Annotated in this window: 18 protein-coding genes; 5 read left to right on the forward strand and 13 right to left on the reverse strand. The window is 56.2% G+C overall.

The window, feature by feature from the left end:
* The first annotated feature begins 2 nt into the window (after positions 1–2).
* The gene (locus OVA03_RS08070; protein ID WP_267527605.1) at positions 3–1,472 is read left to right on the forward strand and encodes a circularly permuted type 2 ATP-grasp protein; all 1,470 of its coding nucleotides are present in this window, start codon (positions 3–5) and stop codon (positions 1,470–1,472) included.
* Positions 1,462–2,409 (forward strand): alpha-E domain-containing protein, encoded by a 948-nt coding sequence (locus OVA03_RS08075; protein WP_267527606.1) that lies wholly within the window; start codon positions 1,462–1,464, stop codon positions 2,407–2,409. The genes OVA03_RS08070 and OVA03_RS08075 overlap by 11 nt, the downstream gene beginning before the upstream one ends.
* On the opposite strand, the gene OVA03_RS08080 is transcribed toward OVA03_RS08075, so the two are convergent.
* Positions 2,406–3,128: a hypothetical protein gene (locus tag OVA03_RS08080; protein WP_267527607.1), complete on the reverse strand. Its 723-nt coding sequence runs from the start codon at positions 3,126–3,128 to the stop codon at positions 2,406–2,408. The two genes, OVA03_RS08075 and OVA03_RS08080, sit on opposite strands and share 4 nt — an antisense overlap.
* Before the next feature lie 274 nt (positions 3,129–3,402).
* On the opposite strand from OVA03_RS08080, the gene OVA03_RS08085 reads away from it, so the two are divergent.
* A complete protein-coding gene (locus OVA03_RS08085) occupies positions 3,403–4,644 on the forward strand; it encodes an ROK family transcriptional regulator (RefSeq protein WP_267527608.1) in 1,242 nt (413 codons plus the stop codon).
* Positions 4,645–4,647: 3 nt separating this feature from the next.
* Here OVA03_RS08085 and OVA03_RS08090 read toward each other — a convergent pair whose 3' ends face one another.
* Positions 4,648–5,301, reverse strand: a complete 654-nt coding sequence (locus OVA03_RS08090; RefSeq protein ID WP_267527609.1) for a DUF1109 domain-containing protein — start codon at positions 5,299–5,301, stop codon at positions 4,648–4,650.
* Positions 5,298–5,846, reverse strand: coding sequence for a sigma-70 family RNA polymerase sigma factor (locus OVA03_RS08095; protein ID WP_267527610.1), 549 nt, complete (start codon positions 5,844–5,846; stop codon positions 5,298–5,300). Before OVA03_RS08095 ends, OVA03_RS08090 begins: the two co-directional genes overlap by 4 nt.
* Positions 5,847–6,020: 174 nt before the next feature.
* Here OVA03_RS08095 and OVA03_RS08100 point away from each other — a divergent pair, with 174 nt between their 5' ends.
* Complete coding sequence (locus OVA03_RS08100; protein WP_267527611.1) at positions 6,021–6,800, forward strand: hypothetical protein; 780 nt, start codon at positions 6,021–6,023, stop codon at positions 6,798–6,800.
* 49 nt (positions 6,801–6,849) lie between these two features.
* Here the strand turns inward: OVA03_RS08100 and OVA03_RS08105 are convergent, their stop codons facing one another.
* The 6 genes from OVA03_RS08105 to OVA03_RS08130 all read right to left on the reverse strand — a co-directional run bounded on the left by OVA03_RS08105 (position 6,850) and on the right by OVA03_RS08130 (position 17,528).
* On the reverse strand, positions 6,850–8,361 hold the full coding sequence (locus tag OVA03_RS08105) for a carboxylesterase/lipase family protein (protein ID WP_267527612.1): 1,512 nt from the start codon (positions 8,359–8,361) through the stop codon (positions 6,850–6,852).
* 182 nt (positions 8,362–8,543) lie between these two features.
* On the reverse strand, positions 8,544–9,467 hold the full coding sequence (locus tag OVA03_RS08110) for an ROK family protein (protein ID WP_267527613.1): 924 nt from the start codon (positions 9,465–9,467) through the stop codon (positions 8,544–8,546).
* Positions 9,468–9,583: 116 nt separating this feature from the next.
* Entirely contained in the window at positions 9,584–10,933 is a 1,350-nt protein-coding gene (locus tag OVA03_RS08115) for a sugar MFS transporter (protein ID WP_267527614.1), read from the reverse strand.
* Positions 10,934–11,281: 348 nt separating this feature from the next.
* Positions 11,282–12,814, reverse strand: a complete 1,533-nt coding sequence (locus tag OVA03_RS08120; protein WP_267527615.1) for a tryptophan halogenase family protein — start codon at positions 12,812–12,814, stop codon at positions 11,282–11,284.
* A gap of 1 nt (position 12,815) precedes the next feature.
* On the reverse strand, positions 12,816–14,333 hold the full coding sequence (locus tag OVA03_RS08125) for a tryptophan halogenase family protein (RefSeq protein WP_267527616.1): 1,518 nt from the start codon (positions 14,331–14,333) through the stop codon (positions 12,816–12,818).
* A gap of 87 nt (positions 14,334–14,420) precedes the next feature.
* A complete protein-coding gene (locus OVA03_RS08130; RefSeq protein ID WP_267527617.1) occupies positions 14,421–17,528 on the reverse strand; it encodes a TonB-dependent receptor in 3,108 nt (1,035 codons plus the stop codon).
* A gap of 637 nt (positions 17,529–18,165) precedes the next feature.
* On the opposite strand from OVA03_RS08130, the gene pyk reads away from it, so the two are divergent.
* Positions 18,166–19,632: a pyruvate kinase gene (gene pyk, locus OVA03_RS08135; RefSeq protein WP_267527618.1), complete on the forward strand. Its 1,467-nt coding sequence runs from the start codon at positions 18,166–18,168 to the stop codon at positions 19,630–19,632.
* Between the two features lie 225 nt (positions 19,633–19,857).
* Here pyk and OVA03_RS08140 read toward each other — a convergent pair whose 3' ends face one another.
* The 4 genes from OVA03_RS08140 to OVA03_RS08155 all read right to left on the reverse strand — a co-directional run bounded on the left by OVA03_RS08140 (position 19,858) and on the right by OVA03_RS08155 (position 22,390).
* Complete coding sequence (locus tag OVA03_RS08140; protein WP_267527619.1) at positions 19,858–20,259, reverse strand: carboxymuconolactone decarboxylase family protein; 402 nt, start codon at positions 20,257–20,259, stop codon at positions 19,858–19,860.
* On the reverse strand, positions 20,195–20,623 hold the full coding sequence (locus OVA03_RS08145; RefSeq protein WP_267527620.1) for a MerR family transcriptional regulator: 429 nt from the start codon (positions 20,621–20,623) through the stop codon (positions 20,195–20,197). The genes OVA03_RS08140 and OVA03_RS08145 overlap by 65 nt, the downstream gene beginning before the upstream one ends.
* Positions 20,624–20,766: 143 nt before the next feature.
* A complete protein-coding gene (locus OVA03_RS08150; protein ID WP_267527621.1) occupies positions 20,767–21,327 on the reverse strand; it encodes a hypothetical protein in 561 nt (186 codons plus the stop codon).
* Positions 21,328–21,415: 88 nt separating this feature from the next.
* On the reverse strand, positions 21,416–22,390 hold the full coding sequence (locus tag OVA03_RS08155) for a Gfo/Idh/MocA family protein (protein WP_267527622.1): 975 nt from the start codon (positions 22,388–22,390) through the stop codon (positions 21,416–21,418).
* Positions 22,391–22,410 lie beyond the last annotated feature (20 nt).

Below are 22,410 nucleotides of genomic sequence, written 5' to 3' on the forward strand. Positions count from 1 at the left end.
ACATGGCTTTAGAGGCGTATCAGACCGGTGGGTTCTATGACGAACTGTTCAAAGGGGACGGCGTGGCGCATGATGCCGCGTCCCCTCTGGTCAAGCAGATCGACGCCTTGAGCAAGGCAGAACTTAAGCGCAAACAAAAATGGGCCGAGGATATTCTTTATCAGTCCGGCAATACCTTCAACGTCTATGGCGACAAGAAGGGCACGGAAAAGATCCTGCCGTTTGACATCATCCCGCGTATGGTGGCCGCCTCCGATTGGGACCGGCTGGAGCGCGGCATCAAGCAGCGCATCTATGCGCTTAACCTGTTTATTCAGGACATCTATAACGACCAGAAGATCCTCAAGGACGGCATTGTCCCGCGTGAGCTGATTTTCTCATCATCCTGCTACCTCAAACCGTGTGAGGGCTTAAAGCCACCCAAGGGCGTGTGGACGCACATTTCCGGCACCGATTTTGTGCGCGCAGGCGATGGTGAGTTTTATGTGCTGGAGGACAATCTGCGCTGCCCGTCGGGGATTTCCTACGTGCTCGAAAACCGGGCGGTGCTGAAGCGCATCCTGCCGCATATATTTCAGTCGATGAAGGTGCGCCCGGTCTCCGATTACGGCGATCACCTGTACCGGACGCTGAAATTCATTGCCCCCGAAGACGTCGAAGACCCCAACATCATCGTCCTCACCCCCGGCATTTATAACAGCGCCTATTTCGAGCACGCTTATCTTGCCCAACAAATGGGTGTGCCTTTGGCGCAGGGCTCCGACCTGATCGTCAAGGACGATTATGTCTGGATGCGCACCACGCGCGGCCTGAAAAAAGTCGATGTCATCTATCGCCGAATCGATGATGAATTCATGGACCCGGAAACCTTCCGGCCGGAGTCGCTCTTAGGTGTGCCGGGGCTGATGCGTTGCTATCGGATGGGGCATGTGTCGCTTGCCAATGCGCCCGGCACCGGCATTGCCGACGATAAGGCAATCTATGCCTATGTGCCTAAGATCATTAAATATTATCTGGGCGAAGACCCGATCGCCAACAATGTCCCGACCTATATCTGCGAGGACGATAAAGAGCGCGAATACGTTCTGGCTAACCTTGATAAGCTGGTGGTCAAGGCGGTCAATCTGTCGGGCGGCTACGGGATGCTGATTGGCCCGAAAAGCACAAAAGCCGAGCAAAAAGAATTTGCCGCCCTGATCAAGGCCAAGCCGCGCGAATATATCGCCCAGCCGACGCTGAGCCTGTCGCGGGCACCAACGCTTGTGGGCAATGCCATTGAGGGCCGTCACGTCGATTTCCGCCCCTATTCGCTGTACGGCGAAGAGATTTTCACCCTGCCCGGCGGTCTGACGCGCGTGGCCCTGAAAAAAGGCTCGCTGGTGGTCAATTCGTCTCAGGGCGGTGGCTCTAAGGACACCTGGGTTCTGGGCGATGACACCACGGTCGTGGAAGGGGGCGCAAATGCTGAGTAGAGTCGCCAACTCGATCTACTGGATGAGCCGCTATCTTGAACGCGCCGATAATGTCGCGCGCTTCATCACGGTCAACACCCACCTGATGCTCGACCTGTCGCTCGATAAGGATTCGACCCAGTGGTATCCGCTGATCGCCACCTCCGGCGATGATGAGGATTTTTCCAAGCGCTATTCGGTCGCCGATGAAAAATCGGTCGTCAAATTCCTGACCTTTGATCTGAAAAACCCCAACTCGATCATTTCCAGCATCTATCTGGCGCGTGAAAATGCTCGCACGGTGCGCGAAATTATCCCGGTCGAGATGTGGGAGATGATCAATGAACTGTACCACCTGACCCAGGCCCAGAGCCGTAAGCGCTCGATTGCCGACCTTCAGGACTATTATGAGTTTGTGCGCCGCTGTGGCTACATTTTCACCGGCCTTAAGAACAACACCATGTCGCGCGACCAAAGCTGGCAGTTCGCCCATCTGGGCCAGATGCTGGAACGGGCCGACAAAACCGCCCGCCTGATCGACGTCAAATACTTCCTGCTGCTGCCGCGCGGTCAGGTCATCGACAGCCCCTATGATACGGTGCAGTGGGGAGCGGTTCTGAAATCGGTTGATGCCTTGGAAATGTATCGCCAGCAATATCACTCGATCAACTACCGCAATGTGACGGAGTTTTTACTGTTCTCAACCGCATTTCCGCGTTCGGTCAGCTTTACGCTGGAATCGGCAGCGTTTTCGCTGGGTTTGCTGTGCGGTAATGCCGATGCGCCGTCCTTGGCCATGCGGGAAATGAAAACCCTGATCGGCAGTATTCAGGGCTCAAAAGCCGACGACATCATCGCGTCGGGCCTGCATGAATTTATCGATGTTTTTCAGTACAATCTGAACCTTGTCGACACGGCGATCTTTGAGAACTATTTCGACCCGGAGGCCAATGCCTAAGCCCGCCCCAGTTTCTGCCTCAGCCAGCTTTGCGCATGGGGATCTGCGTAGTGCATCAGGGCTGTCGAGCGGATCCTGTCTACGTCACATGGCTCATTGGTATGCAGCGTGCGGTAGCCCCAGAACAGATAGATGTTGCCCGGCTCCATCTTTAAGCGGACGGGCTTAAGCCATCCGGCCAGCACGGCGGTGCGCAAAGCCCATTGGGTGACCGGATTATCGAGACAAATCTTGTCAAACAGATTGGTCACATAGTGCCTGCGTATACGGCGGACATTGGGAAACAGGATCAGGTCGCCGGTCTGCCCCTCAGTCGGAATAATGACCGGGGCCAGCGCCGTCAGCACATAGGAATCGTAATGAAAATAATAGGCGTGCTTTTGACCAGTCTCCCCGGCCAGACAGCGCAGCACCAGATGAAACCGGGGCGACGGCGGTGAAGGTGACACGCCGCGCTCATAAATTAAGCGGCAAATATTCTGGAAATTCTTACTCTTGGACAGGTCTTGCAACAGCGTACCCGCGACCGCCTCAGCACCGGTAAAGTGCAGATATTCGCCGCGATTGGCGCGCACGCGCTCTTCGACAAAGCGACGGGTTTTGGCCAGTACCGCCTCGGACAGGCCATTTTTAATGACACCGTACCCCAAGGTCTCGATGGAATGCACTAATGCGTTCACATCCGCCACAGATAAGCCTGGAAAAATATCGCTCATCATCTCGTTCCTAACGCAATGGTAGCAAGCGAACTCAGCAACTCATAGGAATGACATCATCAGACTAAAAAATCTTAATCCGCCCGTGACAAAGCGCACACATCTCATAACATCGATGCTTTTTCGGCGGCCTGTGCCTTTATGACCGCAATGAACCCGCCGATTGGACGAGTCCTCAAATTACCCCTAGACACAAATTAAATATTTCAATTTTCTTTAACCCGATCAATATACGGAAAGCGACTGTTTGGATGGCATTTTTATAGGAGCCCCGATTATGAGCGCAGATGAACGCTTCGATAGCGACCGCAGCGCCGCCAAACCGGCCAACTACGGTGAAGGTATGTCGGGCACAAATCTTGAGCGGGCGGGCGATCACAACCAGCGTGTCACCCTTCAGGCTGTGCGTGCCAACGGTCCTATTACGCGCGCCGATCTGGCGCAGATCACGGGCCTGACGGCACCCGCGATTGCCAATATCACTAAGCGTCTGCTGGATGACAAAATGATCCTGAAAGCTGGCCGGCTTTTGGGCGGACGTGGCCAACCGGCGACCAAGCTGGTGGCAAACCCGGACGGCGCCTTTTCTATCGGGTTGAATATCGATCGTGACCACATCGCCGTGGTAGCCCTCGATTTTGAAGGCAAGGTTCGCGCCCGCATATCCCGCGAGGTTCATTTCGCCATGCCCGATGAGGTTGTGGACTTCTTCACGGCGGCGATTGAGCAGATCAGAGCGGACCGTGCCATAGATTTTGACCGTTTGATCGGCATTGGTGTGGGTATGCCTGACGATCTGGGCCGTGTGCGCCTTCCCAACCGTCCCGAAGCCTACGAAGTCTGGTCGCAGATTGATGTGGCCGAACGGTTCGGCGCGATCCTCAACGTACCGGTCAGCCTCGAAAACGATGCCACGGCCGCCGCCATTGGTGAAATGCAGTTTGGTCATGGCCTGCAAACCTCCAGCTTTATCTACACGCTTATCAGCGCTGGTCTGGGGGGCGGGCTGGTCATTAATGGCCACTATTTCCGCGGCACCCACGGCCGTAGCGGTGAAATCGGCTTCCTGCCAATTGTACGCCAAAACCCTGACGGTACGAACACCGCGGCCTCTCTGCAGGACGCCGTATCGCTTTATGCGCTCTACGCCCATCTCAATGCGGCAGGCCATAGGGTATCGACCCCGACCGATCTGGAGACTCTGTCGCCGGAAGGTTTAAGCCTTGTTGATGACTGGATCGAAATAGCCGCAGCCCACCTGCATGACCCGTTTCTGACGCTCAGTTGCGCCATAAACCCCGAAGCCCACTATATTGGCGGACGCCTGCCTGCCAGCCTCATCGAAAAGCTGTGTGCTCGCTTGAACGAAGCCTATGCCAGGCTGAGTGATCGCATTCCCAAGATTGCGCCGGTCACGCGGGCGGCCCTGGCGATAGACGCCGCACCCATGGGGGCTGCCATCCTGCCGTTCAATGAACGCTTCCTGCCGATCCGTGAAGCCCTGATGAAGACCAACTAAACCCTACCACCGCAACATCCGCCGCGACATAAGCCCGGCCACCCCGCCCACGGCCAATATAGGCAGAACGTACCAGACCAGCACATAGGTGGGCGCATCGCGGTCACAGCGGAGCGCATAGGTAGCCGCCACAAGGCACGCCACACCTACCGCCGCCATGGCACCGAATACCGCCGGCCGGGCCGGTGCGGCTTTGCGCAGCCACAGCGCCCACAGCAGGCCAAATGCGATCAGCCCGCCAAAAAAATTGGTAATGATGCATTGTGAGGCATAGTCATCGACGCGGCTCAGGCTTTCGATCACGCCCATTTCTGCGAACTGACGCGCGATATTCAGCAGCAATAGAATAACCGGCGCTGTCATAAAGGCCCAGACCGTGCCTCCGAGTTGCCCCTCTGGTCTGTAAAGCCGGGCAACACCCCACAGGCAAGCTAACCCCGCCCACAGTAACAGCAGCGGCTTACCATAGACCGCTTCATTGACGGTAAAGGTCAGGTGCATCATGGCCAGATATTCCGGCCGCACGCCAAACCGACTAACGACATAGATCGCCGTCAGAGCAATGATCAGGGCCCCCACGCCCCACAAATGGGCCGACCGCAGCGCGGGTATCGGTTTTAAATCCTCCACCAGTTTATCGATCACGACCTGCGTCATAAGGCGCCACCGGCAATCAGGGCCTGAAGCCGCTTGACGCCGCGGTGGACCATGACGCGCACATTGGCCATGCTATGGCCGGTCACGCGCGAGACCTCCTCAACATTCAGCTCCTTAAGCTTATGCAGCCTGATCACTCGCGCCTGATCCCTGGGCAGTTGCGTCAGCAGGATTGCTACATCGCGTCTGGCCAGGGCCGGCCCATAGCCATCAACAGCGCATAAGCTATCATCCAGTTCCACATGAACGGCCTTTTTGGTTTTGCGCACATAGTCGATCAGTTTATGCCGGGCCACAGCCATAAGCCATGGCACAAACGGCGCGGAACGATCATAGGTCGCGCGCTTTTCATGCAGGCTCAAAAGGGTCATCTGCACCAGGTCCTCAACCTCCGCCTGCCCGTGATGTCCGGCATTAAGGCGGCGGGAAAAATAGCCGACCAGAAACGGTCTGATACTCATCAGCAGATCACGGTAAGCCTGAGCATCGCCGTCCAGCGCCGCCCGCATCCACTTCTGCCATGTTTCAGGATAATACGCAGCCATGGGTCTGATCGTTACACATTCTCAAAAAAAATCGACCCTTTTTGTCATAAGAACCCAAACCCTCAAATATTTTATACGGGATGTAACCTGACGGATAGCTGAACCGTAAGGCAAACAGAGCCGTGTTTACTCAACGGCTGAGTGTTTTGGCCCGCATTTTGGGGATACTGTTCGATGACTGACGATAACCATAGCCCTGTCCCCGCAGCCGCAGGCACCCTCTCCACGGCAAACATCAGTCTGACCGACATTTTGACCTATCGCTGCGGATCAGCCTCGGGCGCGCTTGACTATCGGGCTGAGATTGCGCGCGCCCGACTTATGGCGCGTCGGCAGGATCAGATTGAACACCTGCATGACCTTTTGCACGCCAGCTACCCTGTCACCCGCTCGGTCCTGAGCGACGGAGCGTTCAGGGATCTGTGCGCCGCCTATGTGCGTGATAGCCTTGTGTCGTATGATGGCTGGGGCAGCCCGCCAGGTTTTGCCGCCCATTGTCAGGCTCATCCGCCTTTGGGTGCGTTTCCCTACCTCTACGACCTGGTGCAACTGGAATGGGCGATCTCCGAAGCGCGTAAGGGCGCAGATGCCTACCGGCTGGACATGGACGACTTCTTGCTGGATGAGGGGGAGTTGCCGGTGGCTCTGCATCCGTCCGTGCACATATTGCACGTTGGCTTTGATGTCCTCAGTCTGCATCAGGCCTTTCAAACCACAGATGTGACCGCCATTGAGGTTGTCCCGGCCAGCGATCTTATTCTGGTCTGGCGGGATCGCAATCACGCCGCGCGTCAGATACGCCTCAGTCCGCAGCAGGACCAGTTTTTGAGTACGCTCCTCGATACGGAAAACCTGTGCCAGACCCTCAAAGGCTTGAATGGCGATGACCAGGGGGATCTCTACGCGTTCTTAAGCGATGCTATCCGCGACGGCCTGTTTGTGGCGTCGGTTTAGAGAACACGCATCTTACTCCCAAAACCGCGTACACTTTTGGGGATGCGCTTTAAGGCCGGTTGAGCAGGTCGCAAATGCCCCCGCGCAGACGCTGACGCACCACCGGGCCGGTACGCGAAAACGTCATATAGTTTTCGTCAAGGCCATACTCCGTCCACGCCATCAGGTTGGGGCCACCTGGCACCCCTGTGGCAGCAAAACCGGCCCAGTAAGACAACATCGGCGGCCACGCGCTTAAGCTTGCCCCGGCGGGCGGACGGTTGAACACAAAGGCCAGCTCCGAGCCGTGGCCTGCGGGCTTAGCCGGGTCAGCATCGACCTCAAGCTGATAGAGCCAGACCTTTTGACCGATTGAGGCCTGATGATCGGCCACCCACGCCGACGGACAGCGGAAACTGATATCGGTCGCCAGTTGCAGATCGGCAGAGCCCAGCACCGGATCGGCGGGCGGATCGAGGTTGATATCAAGCTTATAATAGCGCTTGGCGGTAAAGGCGCGTTCGCCAAATTCGTGCTGGATGGTGCTGTAGACCGCCTCCTTACCGCCGTGCAGCCCCAGTTCACGCGCCGACATACCGATGATGAGGGGCACCTTGGCCTGATCGCCATCCATGAACACATCTTCGGGCGCACGCGGCAGGACATAGCCATCCACGGTCGGTTGCAGCCAGATGAAGCTGTCGTCAGGGATCGGGGCATCCAACTTATCCGCCGCCGCTTGCAGGGCCTTGGCCGGTGCCGCCCGCAAGGCCGCCAGAGCGCGGGCGCTGGCCGGATCTTTTTCGGTGCGCGATCCGACGGTTTTAGCCAGTTCGACGCCCAAAGCCTCGTTCTGGGTCAGGGTGCGCGGGGCCATGCCGAACTGTGGCGTGCCACTTTGCATGATCGCCTTATGAAACAAGCCCTTCGCCAAGGGCGAGGTCAGCAGCAACCCGACATCGTGGCTGCCCGCACTGTGGCCAAAGATCGTGACATTGTCCGGATCGCCGCCAAAAGCCGCTATATTGGCCTTCACCCACTCAAGGCCCGCGATCATATCCATCAGAGCATAGTTGCCCGAAACCTTGTACGGGCTTTCGGCGCTTAAGGCCGGATGGGACATGAACCCCAGAATCCCCAGCCGGTATTGCAGGCTGACCAGCACAACCCCGTCATCGACCATGGCCGACGATATGGTGCCCGCCCCGCCCCCGGCGCGATTGGCACCGCCATGGATAAAGACCATGACCGGCTTTTTGGCACCGGTCTCAAGGGTCGGGGTGCGCAGTTCCAGATAAAGGCAATCTTCGGCACTGGAGGCCGCGTCCTTTTCGTTCCAGCCATAGGACACCTGCAAACAGGCCGGTGCGCTTTTCTGAGCCAGCCGCACGCCCTTCCACGCCGCAACCGGCTGAGGCGGGCGCCAGCGCAGATCTCCGACCGGAGCCTTGGCAAACGGCACGCCCTTGAACGCAAAGCTTTTGTTGGGGCCGGTTTCGCCCATCAGCGCGCCTTGGGCCGTCCTGACCGCCGGGCCATCAGGTTTTGGCGATTGCGCCTGAGCCATGGCGGACATCGCCATCCACAGACCTATTGCCACCCCAACCCTGAATCCGATCTTCGCCATAACGCCGCGACCACTTTAATGAATTACGCAGACATTATCTGTCTTAAAAACAACTGATCTGCCAGATAAAAATCGATTAGAGCGGAATGACTTTTAATGGAAACATTCCGCTCAAGCCGCCACCGCCCGGCGAGGATCTAGTTGTCCCGCCAGAGATAGGCCGCCCCGCGCACGCCGGACGAATCCCCCCAACGAGCGGCACTGAGGCGCGCCTGCCAGCTATCGGAAAAGACATAGGGTTCAATCATCCCCGGCAACCGCTCATAGATTTCAGGCACGTTCGACAACCCGCCCCCGAATACAAAGACTTCCGGATCGAGGATATTCACGATTGAGGCCATGCTGCGGCCCAACCGGCCAAGCAGGCGGTCAAAGGCCGCCATGGCGTCACGATCACCGGCGCGCATGGCCCCGATAATGTCCTCGCCCTTCATATGCCGTCCTGTGGTTTCCACGAAATCACGGGCAAAGCCGGTGCCGGACACCCAGGTCTCAAGGCAGCCATGCAGGCCGCACCAGCATTTCGGGCCGGGATACTCCTCAGGCTTAGGCCACGGCAGGGACATATGGCCCCATTCCCCGGCAATGCCATTGGCACCTTCGGCCAGATGACCATTGACGACCAGCCCGCCTCCGCAGCCGGTGCCGACAATAATCGCAAAGACGGAGCCCGCCCCAGCACCCGCCCCATCGACGGCTTCGCTGAGCGCCAGACAGTTGGCGTCATTGGCCAGCTTTATCGGCCTCCCCAGTGCGCTTTCCAGATCCTGACGGAACGGCTTGCCATTCAGATAGGTGGAGTTTGAATTGCGCATGACTCCGGTGCGCGGCGACATGGAACCGGGCGAGCCGATTCCTACGGTAGCGCTAACACGCTCAAGTTCCGGTGCCTTGGTTTTTGCCTCAGCCTCCACCCGTGCGATCAGGTCACGCACCAGACGAATAGCCGCCGGATAACTGCCGGGATTGGGCTCACGCTGGCGGCTCAGGAAAGTGCCATCTGTTGACAGCGCCGCCGCCTCGATCTTTGTGCCCCCGAAATCAACGCCAATATAAAGCATCTTTTATCCCAGAATACCCAGATTACTCAGTTTGGTTTAACTCAAATAAAAAGGCCCCTGCCTGTTTTAAGGCTTAAGCAGGGGCCCTCGTTTACAGTTCAGCGTAGACGACCAGATTAATGGCCGCTAGCAACGCCTTCTTCGATGGCATGGGTCGGGGCCTTGGGGGCCACGATCGCAAACCACAACACATAGACATAACAGATCAGCGGCGCGATGAAGCCGAGGTTACGGCTGCCGGTCATGTCGGTAATGTAACCGAACACCAGCGGCAGGAACGCACCACCGACGATCGCCAGCACCAGAAGGCCCGACGTGGCCGAAGTGGCCGCCGTTGAACGCTCCAGTGTCAGGGTGAAGATGGTCGGGAACATGATCGAGTTAAACAGCCCCACCAGCAGAGCCGCAAAGCCCGGAATGACGCCGGTGGTCAGCGGCAGGTTGACGCCCAGCAGGTTGACGCTGGAGTTCATATCCGCAGGCACCAGACCATTGGAGAAGATAACCACCAGACACATGGCCATCGCACCGACGGCAAATACGCCGAGCAGGATATAGCCCTTGATGAACTTCAACATGGCCGAACCGGCAAAGCGACCGATCATGGCAAACAGCATGTAGAAGGTGATCAGCTTACCCGCATCCTGAGCGCCCAGAGCAAAGATATTTTTTTGCTCAAGGAACAAAAGCAGGTTCAGCGAAATCGCGACTTCCGCACCGACATAAAGGAAGATGCCGATAGCGCCGAGATTGGCCCACTTAGACTGTAGCGCTGAGAACGGCGATACCAGATGGCCCATCTTTGGCGCGGCATCGGTGATCTTTTGACGCACCAGCCAGATGGCGACGATGAACACAGCCAGAGCGGCGGCGATCAGGAAGTAGACATTGCCCACGAAAGCCAGGGTTTCCTGACGCAGGGCTTCGGTGACAACGACCTCTTCCTTGAAGATGTCGCCGCCCAAAAGGAACTGTGCGCCGAAGAACATGCCGCACGCCGCACCCAGCGAGTTAAAGGCTTGCGACAGGTTAAGCCGGAAGTGTGAATCCTTGGCCGAGCCCAGCGAGGCGATCAACGGATTGGCCGCAACCTGAAGCAGGGTGACCCCTGACGCCATGGTGAACAAGGCGACCAGGAAGACCGGATAAATCTGAACCTTGGTGGCCACCAGCGCGATCAGACAGCCGATGACGATACCGCCAAGGCCAAGCAGAACCGATTTGGCATAGCCGAATTTTGAAAGGAAAGCTGCCGAGGGGAACGACATGACCCCATAGGCTATGAAGAAAGCAAAGCCAGTCAGGTTGGCTTCGAGGTTATTCAGTGTGAAGACCGTTTTCATGGCCTTCAAAAGCGGATCTAGCAAATTAGTGACGAACGCCCATATGAAGAAAAGCGCTGTGACATAGATGACCGCCAGGACAAGGCCGGAGCCTTTTTTGGCGCTAGGTGTTGGTTCGGACATGTACCCTACCCTGTGTTCGGTGACGAAGGCTCTTTATAGGCCCTTCCCGATTAAATAAATCAAATTTCAAAAAGCGCGTTTTGGAGTTAATTTGCAACTGAAAAAACCTGCGAACGTCAATTTTTTTCATTTTTCGCTCTTAAGGCGCAAATCGTGAAAAGACTGATTTTCAGCAAGTACTTATAATTAGCCAACAAATTTGCCAGACAATTGCAAAAGCGCCCTTAAAAGACGAAAATTAACCCTTACGCGAAAATTTCATGAAAAAATTTCGTAACTTAAGTTTTTTTGACGTTAATGCCGATTTTGCACCGCACCATTGCTGATTCGTATATTCGCGGTGCCGGGTTACACGATTTCAGTCGCGATATTAGGTTTGCCGAAATGCTGTTGCAGGAAGTCCTCATGCCGAGGCGCCTGGGCGGCGCTACGCAAATATGTACGGCTAATGTGAGCGAGATTTTGGCGAATGTCATCAATCGTCATGCGATCCGCCAGAGGGTCATAATCCTGCGGAAATATCCCCTGCCCCAACATCACCGACAGCCAGCTTGGGTCGCGGAAAAGCTCCGTCTCGCCGGTAAAGATGCGCCCGCTTTCGCGAAACAGATCCATGCGCGCTTTCAGGCGATCTGAGATGTCCTGCTCACGACAATACCGCCAGAACGCCCCGTCACGAGCGTTGGCTTTATAGTGCAGCATTAGAAAATCCCGCACATCCTCGTATTCATGGCGGGTCTCACGATTGAAGTGATCCATAAGGTGAGGCGCAAAAGCCCCCCCAGCAGTCGCCTGCCGCGGCAGGCACTGGATCAGCTTACTCACCCCCTTCTGGATCAGATGGATCGAGGTCGATTCCAGCGGCTCCAGAAAGCCGGCTGATAATCCCACCGCCGCACAGTTTTTCACCCAGGCTGATTTACGCCGTCCGGTCAGAAACCGAATAGGTCGCGGATCAGCCAGCGCCTTGCCTTCAAGGCTACTGAGGAGCGTTTGCGCGGCCTCGTCATCGCTCATATGAGACGAACTGTAGACCAATCCGTTACCCGTGCGGTGCTGTAGTGGAATACGCCATTGCCATCCGGCTTTGCGGGCGGTGGCACGGGTGTAGGGCGTCAACTGCGCCGGGTTTTCAGACGGCACCGCCACCGCCCGATCACACGGCAGCAGGTGCGACCAGTCTTCGAAACCGGCCTTGAGCGCCCCTTCGATCAGCAGGCCGCGAAAGCCTGAGCAATCAATAAAAAAATCCCCGGCAATGACGCGACCGTCTTTCAGGGTCACCCCTTCGATGTAGCCGGTTTCGCTGTTTTGACCGACCTGAGTGATCATGCCCTCAAGGCGGCGCGCCCCCCGCGCCTCGGCATAACTACGCAGATATCGCGCATAAAGCCCGGCATCAAAATGGTAAGCATAGACCACAGACGATAACGGTGAATTTTTATCCGGTGATGGTGGGGCAAACCGGCCCTGACGCGATAAAACGGCACTCAGATTGTAGTCGAGTATGTCCCCGCCTTCACCCATCTGTTTTAGACGCAGCCAGTAATGGTGAAACGCGGCCAGATCGAAATTGGTACCAAAACTGCCGAACGGGTGCATATAGCTCTGGCCCTCACCACCCCAACCGACAAACTCGATCCCAAGCTTGAAAGTGGCACGGGTCTTAGCCATAAACTCGCGCTCATCAATGCGCAGCAGGCTGTTGAAATGGGCGATCGAGGGTATGCTGGCTTCACCCACCCCAATCGTGCCGATATCATCGGACTCTATCAGGGTGATGGTCGCCAGTTGCGGCGGGCAGGCCAGCGACAGCCCCGCCGCCGTCATCCACCCGGCCGTGCCGCCGCCCACAATAACAATATTCAGCGGCGCGCCCATCTTAGCTGGCGGCCATGAAGTTTTGCGATGGGCAATGCTGCGCAATAAAGGTGCTGTGCAGTGGCACTTGCGGCACGACACGGGCAATCGCGTCGCGCCGCCCACGCATGAGCTGGCGCAATTCATCAAGCGGTAACCGGTCGGTCAGACCATCATAGGTTTGTGAAATCACACCCTGACCATTGAACACCGCCTGCCAGCTTGGGCGCGCAAAATGATCCTCTTCAAACATCACCACATGACCGCGGCGCGAGAATATGTCGATCTTTTGCTGCAACTCATCCGGTATAGGCATGTGAGCACAATATTTCCACAGTTCCCCGTCCTGACGCTCATTAAGTCTGTAATGTAGAATAATGAAATCGCGCACCCGCTCATAACCGAGGGTCATCTGACGATTATATTCATGTATCAGCCCCGGATCGCAATCGCGGCCCGGATAGAGGTCAAGGAAGCGCGTGATACCGGTCTGAACCAGATTGATAGAGGTCGATTCCAGCGGTTCAAGAAACCCCGACGCCAGACCCAACGACAGGCAGTTTTTGTCCCAGATTTTAGTGCGATGGCCGGTTTTGAAACGGATCAGCATCGGATCTTTCAACGGCATGCCGTCCAGATTTGCCATCAGGGTATCCAGGGCTTTGTCCTGATCGATAAAGTTCGACGCAAACACATGGCCGTTGCCGGTACGATGCTGCAGCGGGATGCGCCACTGCCAGCCGGCTTCATGGGCGGTAGAACGGGTATAGGGCGTTAACTCACCGCGGGTTTGGCACGGAACCGCCCATGCCCGATCGACTGGCAGATAGTGCGACCAGTCAGTAAATCCGGCCTTGAGCGCGCCTTCGATCAGCAGCCCGCGAAAGCCGGAACAGTCCATGAAAAAATCGGCATACTCGACCGCGCCATTATCAAGGCGCAGGCCGTCGATAAAGCCGTCTTCTGGCCGTAAAACAACCTCGGTAATCTTGGCGTTGAGCCGCTTAACCCCACGCGCTTCGGCATGACTCCGTAGAAACTTTGCAAACAATCCCGCATCGAAATGGTATGCATAGGTGTAGTCATGCATCGGTGAGCGCGGATCGGGATTGGGCGGGAAAAACCGGTTGGCATAGGCCAGCGCTGCCGGTAGAGACCATGCCTCCAGCGGGGTGTCATCGCCCTCAGCCCGCAACCGCCGCCATAAACTATAGGCGCTGATGGCCTGATGATCAGCGCCATAATCGCCAAAGCCGTGAAAGTAGCGGCTGTCCTTGCGGCCCCAGCCCAGAAACTCGATGCCGAGTTTAAACGTCGCCTCGGTCGAGCGGATAAATTCGCCCTCATTCAAACCGAGATGTTCATTGAATTTTCGGATGGTGGGAATGGTCGCTTCGCCAACGCCGACCGTGCCGATATCCTCGGATTCGATCAGCAATATCTCCACCGATTTCGGCAGGGCCACACTCAAAGCCGCCGCCGTCATCCATCCGGCGGTGCCTCCGCCCGCGATAATCAGCTTATTGATCGGGTTTTGCATAAACGCCCCCCAAAAGAGCGCAAATTTTCAAAAGAAAAAGGCTTCTCCCGCATTATACGGGAGAAGCCTCTGGTCGTCACCTCTAGTTTAGAAGCTGCCGCGCAGCACCAAAGAGATACGGCGATCAGTCTTGGTCGCCGAGTAGTATTGCGTCTCCAGCGGACGGCTCAGGTCGCTCGATACACGGGTATAGGCCACATCACGTCCCAGGTTGGTGCCCTGGATACCGATTTTGAATTTCGGCGTGATGTCGTAGAAGATTGAGCCATCAAGCTGACCGTAGGCCTCAGCCCACATCGGACGGTTCACATTGGCCGCCGAGGTGGTGTAGAGGTAGTCAGAGCGCCAGTTATATGCCAGACGCGCCGAGATGCCGTACTTTTCGTACATGACCGCAAGGTTGTAGCTGTCAGGTGACATGCCTTCCAGAGGCAGATCATTCAGGTTGGAATTGGATACCTGGTTGCCATCGGAGATCGACACCACCGGATTACGCCCGCCCGAAGATTCGATGCGCGTATAGTTGGCCTGCGCCCCGAGCCCTGACCAGATACCCGGCAAGAAGTCGAAGAACTGATTGTAGGCGATTTCAAACCCTTCGACCTTGCCTTCTTCTGAGCCATTCACATAACGGTTAACGTTAAACGTCAGGGTCTGGCCATTATTGGTGTAGGTTTCCGGTATTGACTGAACATAGATATAGTTCTTCATGTCCTTACGGAACAGCGCCAGCGTCAAGCTGCTGGTCGGGGCGAAATACCACTCCGCCGTCAGGTCATACTGATTGGCTTCGACCGGCTGGATATCAGCGGTTCCGCCCTGACCGGTCAGGCTGTAGGACTGCACATAGTAGGTCGGATTACCGTTACCGTCCAAAATCGGATCGGGATCAGAACCGGCATCCGGGCCATCCGGTGTCGTGCGCGCCACTGTCGTAAAGCTTGACCCCAGGGTCGTATAAGGCGATAGCCATGACATTTCCGGACGCACAATGGCCTTGGAGGCTGCAAAGCGGAACTGAAGCTGATCTGAATATTTCAGACGCAGATTCAGGCTCGGCAGGACATTGGTGTATTCCGTACCACCGCTAACCGGGAAGCTGGCCGCACCGAACGCAATCACGCTATTGTAAACCGCGCAATTTCCGGCCGTTTGTGTTGTATCTACGCAGCTGACGACAGATGTCGGCGCCGTGGTCGTAACGAAGGATTCCCCCACATCGGTTTCGGTCTTAACGACACGAACGCCGATATTCCCGTCAACTTCACGGCCACCCCAGCTATCGAGGTTACCCCCGAAGCGAATCAGACCGTAAACGGCTTTGGTTTGCTCGTTCTGTGTGTTGAGGCCGGCAGCCCCTTGGTTGGTGAGTGTGGCCGGTGACCAACCCCAGCCTGCCGTTTCCGTGGCCTTAAGTTGCTCATACATCGCCTGCGGACCCGACGAAACCAGACCTTCCGAAGGGAACCAGATATTGCCTGGCACCGGTACATCACCGTGCATGAAGTTGTCAAAGCTTACAAGTTCCGACTGGGCGGGCAGGTTGGCATTGGCGGGCGAAGACGCCCAACCCACATCCCAGCCACCGGCTTCGTCAAGATAGACCGGTTGGCTTACGCCGCCGGATAGAAAGCCCCAGTACTGATGGCTAAGCGCACCCCAGTTCCAGTTGGACTGGCGCGTGATGTAGTCGCGGTCGGTGGTGCGGGCACCGAACTTAAAAGATTTCAGCCAGCTTCCGTCGTCGAAATCGTAACGGCCATCGAGGCGGATCGATTTTTGTTCGGCTTCGTTATCTTCGATATGATCCATAGCGGCGGCCCAATAGTAATTGGCCTGAATGTCTTCACCGCTGTCTAGGATGCTAATTTTGGGCAGGTCGCCACGCAGATCGATGCTGGCATCAGCCTTACCGGCAACAGTGCAGCTACCACCGACCATTTCGGTACAATACTGCACAAAAGCCGTATTCGACAGGATTTCAGCCGTCGATTTAATGTACTGAATATCACCGGTTAGGGTCAGTTTGTCGCTGACGTACCACTTGGCCGCTAAAGCGATATCCGTGGTCGTCTTGACATCTTTGCCGTAACGGGTGTTCGCGGTGATACCAGCACCATAAACTGTGCCGTTTTCAAAGGTGCCCGAGGAGTCATAACCGTAGGTCGCAGCCGAAGCCGTCGGCATACGCACGCCGCCCGATTCGGTGTAAAGGCTCGTCATTTCACCAGAGTCGTTATAGAATCCGACATTGTATTCGGTATTCTCGGGCGTCGCCTTGGAATGGAAAGCCTGCAAGGTAAACTCAAGGCTGTCGTTCGGACGCCACTGAAAGGCTGCGGCCACAGCTTCGCGCTTTTGGGTCCAGTCAATCGTGCGCCAGCCCATGGTATTCGGCACCAACACATCATCACCGGCGGCGGTTTCAGCATTCACATAACGGTCAACCGCGATCACATTGGTCAGGTTACCCACATTGCCAAGCGAGTAGTTGAGCAACAGACCCATTTCACCGACTTTGGTGTCCCAGCGATCAGAGTAAACCACGCTGCCCGATGTCAGATAATCTTTCTGAAGGTCGCCGTAAGTCGAGTCGATGGTGAAGGCCATGATGCGCTTACGCGAATCGAACGGCAGGCGCGTGCGCAGATTGACCGTGCCGCCAATCCCGCCTTCAATCATATCGGCAGCCGGGTTCTTATAGACATCAACACCGGCCAGCAAATCAGCCGACACATCTTCGAAGCTCAGCGAACGACCATTTTTGGCCGAAAAGATATCGCGGCCATTGGTCTCTGAACGTACCCAGGTCAGACCGCGAATGACGACCCCGCCACCTTCAGCGGTCATACGGATTGGATCGCGCGCTTCAGAGGCGCGCTGGATTTGCAGACCTGCAACCCGTTGAAGGGCTTCAGATACCGATCGGTCCGGCAGGGCGCCAATGTCAACCGCGGTGATCGAATCGACGACCACTTCGGCATCTCTCTTGATCTTTTGCGCCGTTTTGATCTGGGCGCGCTGACCGGTGACGACCACTTCGGTCACGTCCGAATCTTCGGCCGGAGCGTCCTGTGCCATGGCCGGCATGGCCAGAGCCGCTGCCAGCGCAGCAAGTGCCACTGCAGATACCCCGTTTTTAAGCGCGATGCTGTAAACGCTGCGCCCGTTAAGCGCAGTACGTGAGTTTTTCATAAAACTCCTCCCTCTAAATAAACCAAGGCTCAATCTCCGGTCTTTGCAGCCGGTGTGATTGAATGCGTCCCAAAATTGATGATCCCGGCCCGGAGATTGCCTGCATGGGCAGTCTCTCTGAGAATTGTGAACCGCGATCACAGTTATTCAGTCAAAAAGGGCGGATATTCGAGGATGTATGAGGAAGCCCGGAACGTACACACCACGTCCGGCAATTGCGCCCTTAACCTGAAACCCTTCCAGTTTGACTGTCGTCCGGCACCCTGCCGCAGATATGTTTAAAAACCAAAAACACACTGAAACGGGCACTCTTGAATGGTAGCGATATCATAATATCAATGAGAAGCTACTAAAGATTGACAGCGCTGCCATAAAAATATGCGATGCTGACGCAAAAGTCACACAAATAGTCCGTAAAAAAGATTTTAAGCGTAAAGTTTTGACCATTGTGTCAATTTTACACACTCTTGCGGGCCTCATTTTTACTATTTGTTATAAAAATATGACTTGACCAGGCGTTAAGAAGCAGCGCTTTGTCGCAGCAACAAGCCCGGCCGGGACAAAAGCGCTGCATCTACCGCTTTCAGCTCTACAAGGCCGCTGAGTCGTCAATACCCAACTGTTAGTGAGTCCTGCCTTGAAGATACTTCGCCGCCGTCGTACCAAAATTGTCGCCACATTGGGCCCTGCCTCCTCGAACCCCGAAATGCTCCAGCAGTTGTTTCAGGCCGGTGCCGATGTTTTCCGCCTAAATTTCTCCCACGGCAGCCACGAAGATCACGGCCGCAATATCGATCTGATCCGCGAGCTTGAGGCGCGCACCAAGCACCCGATCGGTATTCTGGCTGACGTTCAGGGTCCGAAACTGCGGGTTGGCCGCTTCATGGGCGGTGCCATCGTTCTTAATAATGGTCAGACGTTCCGGCTGGATCTGAATCCGACACCGGGCGATTCCCGCCGTGCCAACCTGCCACATCCTGAGATTATTGCCGCGGCCCAGATCGGCTCGCACCTGCTGCTCGATGATGGCAAGCTGAAACTCAAAGTCACCCACGTCCGCGAAGACCATCTCGAAACCGTGGTCATTAACGGTGGCCGCCTCAGCGACCGCAAGGGCGTCAACGTCCCCGACGTGGTGCTGCCGATCCCGGCCCTGACCAAAAAAGACCGCGAAGATATGGCATTCGCCCTGGAACGCGGGGTTGAATATATCGGCCTGTCGTTCGTTCAACGCCCCGAAGACGTGCTCGAAGCGAAAGAAATCATTAAAGGCCGGGCATGGGTGCTTTCCAAGCTGGAGAAACCGCAAGCGCTTGATAATTTGGAAGAAATCATGGCGCTGTCCGATGCCGTCATGGTCGCCCGCGGCGACCTTGGGGTCGAACTGCCGCCCGAAGAAGTGCCTCTGGCGCAAAAGCGTATTATCCAGTCGGCGCGCATGATGGGTAAGCCGGTGGTCGTGGCAACCCAAATGCTGGAATCGATGATTTCCGCGCCGACCCCTACCCGCGCCGAAGCGTCGGACGTCGCCACCGCCGTATTTGACGGTGCCGATGCCGTCATGCTGTCGGCTGAAACCGCCGCGGGCCAGTTCCCGATCGAGGCCGTAACCATCATGGACCGCATTGTCGCTCGCGTTGAAACCGACGAGGGCTGGCGCGCCAACACCGATCGCCGTCGTCCAGAGCCTGAAAAAACCACGTCCGGCGCCATGGCCGCCGCAGCCCGTCAGGTCGCGCAAACCATTGACGCGTCGGCGATTGCGGCCTTGACCAACTCGGCCTCAACGGCGCTTCGGGTAGCGCGCGAACGTCCGAACGTGCCGATCTTAGGTCTGACGCCGAATATAGAAACCGCCCGCCGTCTGGCCATCACCTGGGGCGTGCATGCCACGACCGCGCCCGTGACCCATTCGATGTCGGAAACGGTCGCCGTCGCCACGCAATTGGCGCGTACCGAAGGCATATCCGAAGTGGGCGAAAATATCGTTATCGTCGCGGGTATGCCGTTTGGAAAATCAGGCTCAACCAATGCCCTGCGGGTCGCCAAGGTCACCCGCACCCATGCACCGGAGCCTGAATTTATTGCGGATCCTAAAGTTTAAGCGGATCAAGTCTCAATTACTGAAAAAATAATGCCCTGAAACTTCGATTTCAGGGCATTATTTTTAGGTTCACCATCCACGGCAACATACTTAAAAAATCACCCTATTTATGTTAACCTATCAAAATAAACTAAAATAATTTTTATTAGAAGAATCACCAACTCTGCGAACCGGGATGACACGGTCTGTTTCAACCTCTCAGAAGCTTGGCTTTTGCTGATCCCGTTAAGCCTTTGAGCGCTGTTCAAAAACTTCCTTCGTCGCAAACAATCCATTAAGCGCGGCCGGGAAGCCCGCATAAACGGCCATCTGCATGATGACCTCAATAATCTCCTCCTGAGTCAGCCCCACGTTTAAGCCCGCGTCGATATGGACTTTCAGTTGAGGGGTTGCGTTACCCATAGCCGTCAGGGCCGCAATGGTGGCGATCTCCCGATCGCGCAGATTAAGGCCCGGGCGACTATAGATGTCGCCAAAAGGAAATTCGAACAAATAGGTTACGAAGTCGGGGGCGATGTCAGCCAGCGCGGCCACGACCTTATGTCCGGCATCACCGTCGATTTCAGCGAGTGCGCGCCGCCCGCGTTCCAGTCGGCTTTCGCCTGCGCTCTGGTGGTGGTGTGTCATACTCATTTATCCTCTGTTGCGAGCCGGCATAACCGGCCATCTTGGCGTCGAGGACAAGAAGAGAGGCGTTCAGCTCCGTTACATGGGCGCGAACCCGTTCACGATGGTGTTCAAGTATAAGACGGCGCTCAGCCTCAGTGTCGACGCCGCTTTCCCGCAAGACTGCATAGCGCAGCATATCTCGGATCGGCATTCCGGTCGTTCTTAGACGGTTCAGAAACTCGATCCAGATCAGGATAGTTGCGTCGTAGTCACGCTGGCTCGATTGATTTCTGTAAGCATAAGGCAGCAGCCCTATCCGCTCATAATAACGGATGGTGTGAGCCGACAATCCTGAACGCTTCGCAAGTTCACCAATCTTCATGAACACCCTTTTCTCGCCACGACGCATAGGAACCTACGAGTTAGAGTGCGCTCTAAGTCAAGGGAGAATTTCAGCCCGACGGGACGGCTATCTGCAGCCTAGGGCGGTTGTCAGGGAAATAAACGCCCGGAGGCCTTAGCCTGTTACCCGTACGGGCCATCGGTCTCAGAGAAACACACCGCGGGCGGGGCCAGTTTCCATGAACCACCCGTATCATCAAACCGGCAGGCGAAATAGGCGGTCAGATAGCTTTGGCGCAGGAAGGTTTCGTCTTCCATCTGATCAGCATATTCGGTCAGATAAAAGAGCACCGTAAATTCGTGATCGGCGCGATCGATTTCCTTGATGGCGATTGAGCCTGATGCCAACAGCGGGCGCAAGGCCTTTTGGATATGGTCACGCTCAACCTGATTGAGCTTGCCCTTTTCGGAGTACATATCCTCAAAGCTCTGATAGCCGAGAATGAGCTTTTCATCGTCGCTATTGAGCGCGGTGATAAACTTGGCGGCCTGCGGCGGCAGGTCAGCGGTACTGGAGCGTGGTGCCCGCATTTCGGACTGCATATAGCTGTCGTCAACACGGATCGGCACGGTCGCGGGTAAGGCGTCATCGGGCACAGCGGGCTTAGCCGGTTGCGGCTTATCGCACGCCCCCAACAGGATGAGGCCGGTTACTGCTGCCAAACTGATTTGCCGCAAAGCCATGCCTCCCCCCATTCCAAGACGTTGAACCCGCATTAACCTTAGCGCATCGTCTGTCGCCTCGCCACCGGATTTCCCCCATCCGGCGAGATTACTCGATATAGGCCGGAGCTTCGATGCGTTTGCCGACCATAAAGGCATCCGCCACAACCCGTAGCGGGCTCAGGTCAACATCCGAGGTGCCGCTTTTGACCAGATCATAGAAGTGGGCATAAAGGCCTGAATATTCAGCCTCTTTTTCCTTGATGATCGTCTTGCCGTCAATCTCAAGCTCGGTGCCGCCCATGGACAGGGTCAGTTTTTCACCGGCCTCGGATTCCACAAAAATGCTCCAGGTCTGCACGCCAGTTTGCAGGAAGTCATAATCGGCGCGAATGGGCAGGCCCAGATCGGTCTGCATGTTCATTTCGACCTGAATCGGCGCCTGACAATTGGACGGGAAATGCAGATCGGCTGATTTAACGATTACGATATCGCGCACAATCCGCGTCAGGATCGAGAGGGAATTGATACCCGGATCGAACACGCCCATGCCACCAGCCTCAAAGATCCAGGTCTGACCCGGATGCCATTGGCGAACATTTTCTTTCCAGACGATATGGACCGACTTGATCGGACGCTCACCCATCCATTTGCGGGTCGCTTCGACCGCCGGGGCATAGCGTGAGTGCCAGCTCGCCAGGGCCGAGACGCCTTTGGCCTTAGCCAGATCACGGATAAGTTCGGCCTCACCCATGGTCGCTGCGGGCGGCTTTTCAAGGAAAACGTGACGACCGGCCTCAATGACTTCGCGCGCAACGCTCAACCGCACCTGCGGCGGCGTACAGACGGAGACCGCCTCGATCTCCGGGTGGGCTTTCAGCATTTCCGCCAGGGTGTTATAGGCCACAACCCCTTGCGGACGCGACCCTGGGCTGGCACCGGCGACCAGTTCAAGGTTTTTATTGGCGCGGATGGACGGGATATGCTGATCGACCGCGATCTTGCCCAGCCCGATCAGACCGATCTTAAGGGTCTGAGTTTGGGTTGCCCCTTTTTGTGCTTTTGCTTTACCGAAACCGAACATCAACGCTTTCCCTGCACTTG

It is taken from the genome of Asticcacaulis sp. SL142, from assembly GCF_026625745.1.
Classification (GTDB): Bacteria; Pseudomonadota; Alphaproteobacteria; order Caulobacterales; family Caulobacteraceae; genus Asticcacaulis.

Coding starts and splice junctions, on each gene's coding strand:
- OVA03_RS08090 (WP_267527609.1), bottom strand. CDS start 5,301: ATGACGCAGGTCGTGATCGATAAACTGGTGGAGGATTTAAAACCGATA.
- OVA03_RS08080 (WP_267527607.1), bottom strand. CDS start 3,128: ATGATGAGCGATATTTTTCCAGGCTTATCTGTGGCGGATGTGAACGCA.
- OVA03_RS08075 (WP_267527606.1), top strand. CDS start 1,462: ATGCTGAGTAGAGTCGCCAACTCGATCTACTGGATGAGCCGCTATCTT.
- OVA03_RS08125 (WP_267527616.1), bottom strand. CDS start 14,333: ATGCAAAACCCGATCAATAAGCTGATTATCGCGGGCGGAGGCACCGCC.
- OVA03_RS08085 (WP_267527608.1), top strand. CDS start 3,403: ATGAGCGCAGATGAACGCTTCGATAGCGACCGCAGCGCCGCCAAACCG.
- OVA03_RS08140 (WP_267527619.1), bottom strand. CDS start 20,259: ATGACACACCACCACCAGAGCGCAGGCGAAAGCCGACTGGAACGCGGG.
- OVA03_RS08100 (WP_267527611.1), top strand. CDS start 6,021: ATGACTGACGATAACCATAGCCCTGTCCCCGCAGCCGCAGGCACCCTC.
- OVA03_RS08070 (WP_267527605.1), top strand. CDS start 3: ATGGCTTTAGAGGCGTATCAGACCGGTGGGTTCTATGACGAACTGTTC.
- OVA03_RS08105 (WP_267527612.1), bottom strand. CDS start 8,361: ATGGCGATGTCCGCCATGGCTCAGGCGCAATCGCCAAAACCTGATGGC.
- OVA03_RS08120 (WP_267527615.1), bottom strand. CDS start 12,814: ATGGGCGCGCCGCTGAATATTGTTATTGTGGGCGGCGGCACGGCCGGG.
- OVA03_RS08145 (WP_267527620.1), bottom strand. CDS start 20,623: ATGAAGATTGGTGAACTTGCGAAGCGTTCAGGATTGTCGGCTCACACC.
- OVA03_RS08110 (WP_267527613.1), bottom strand. CDS start 9,467: ATGCTTTATATTGGCGTTGATTTCGGGGGCACAAAGATCGAGGCGGCG.
- OVA03_RS08095 (WP_267527610.1), bottom strand. CDS start 5,846: ATGGCTGCGTATTATCCTGAAACATGGCAGAAGTGGATGCGGGCGGCG.
- OVA03_RS08115 (WP_267527614.1), bottom strand. CDS start 10,933: ATGTCCGAACCAACACCTAGCGCCAAAAAAGGCTCCGGCCTTGTCCTG.
- OVA03_RS08150 (WP_267527621.1), bottom strand. CDS start 21,327: ATGGCTTTGCGGCAAATCAGTTTGGCAGCAGTAACCGGCCTCATCCTG.
- OVA03_RS08155 (WP_267527622.1), bottom strand. CDS start 22,390: ATGTTCGGTTTCGGTAAAGCAAAAGCACAAAAAGGGGCAACCCAAACT.
- OVA03_RS08130 (WP_267527617.1), bottom strand. CDS start 17,528: ATGAAAAACTCACGTACTGCGCTTAACGGGCGCAGCGTTTACAGCATC.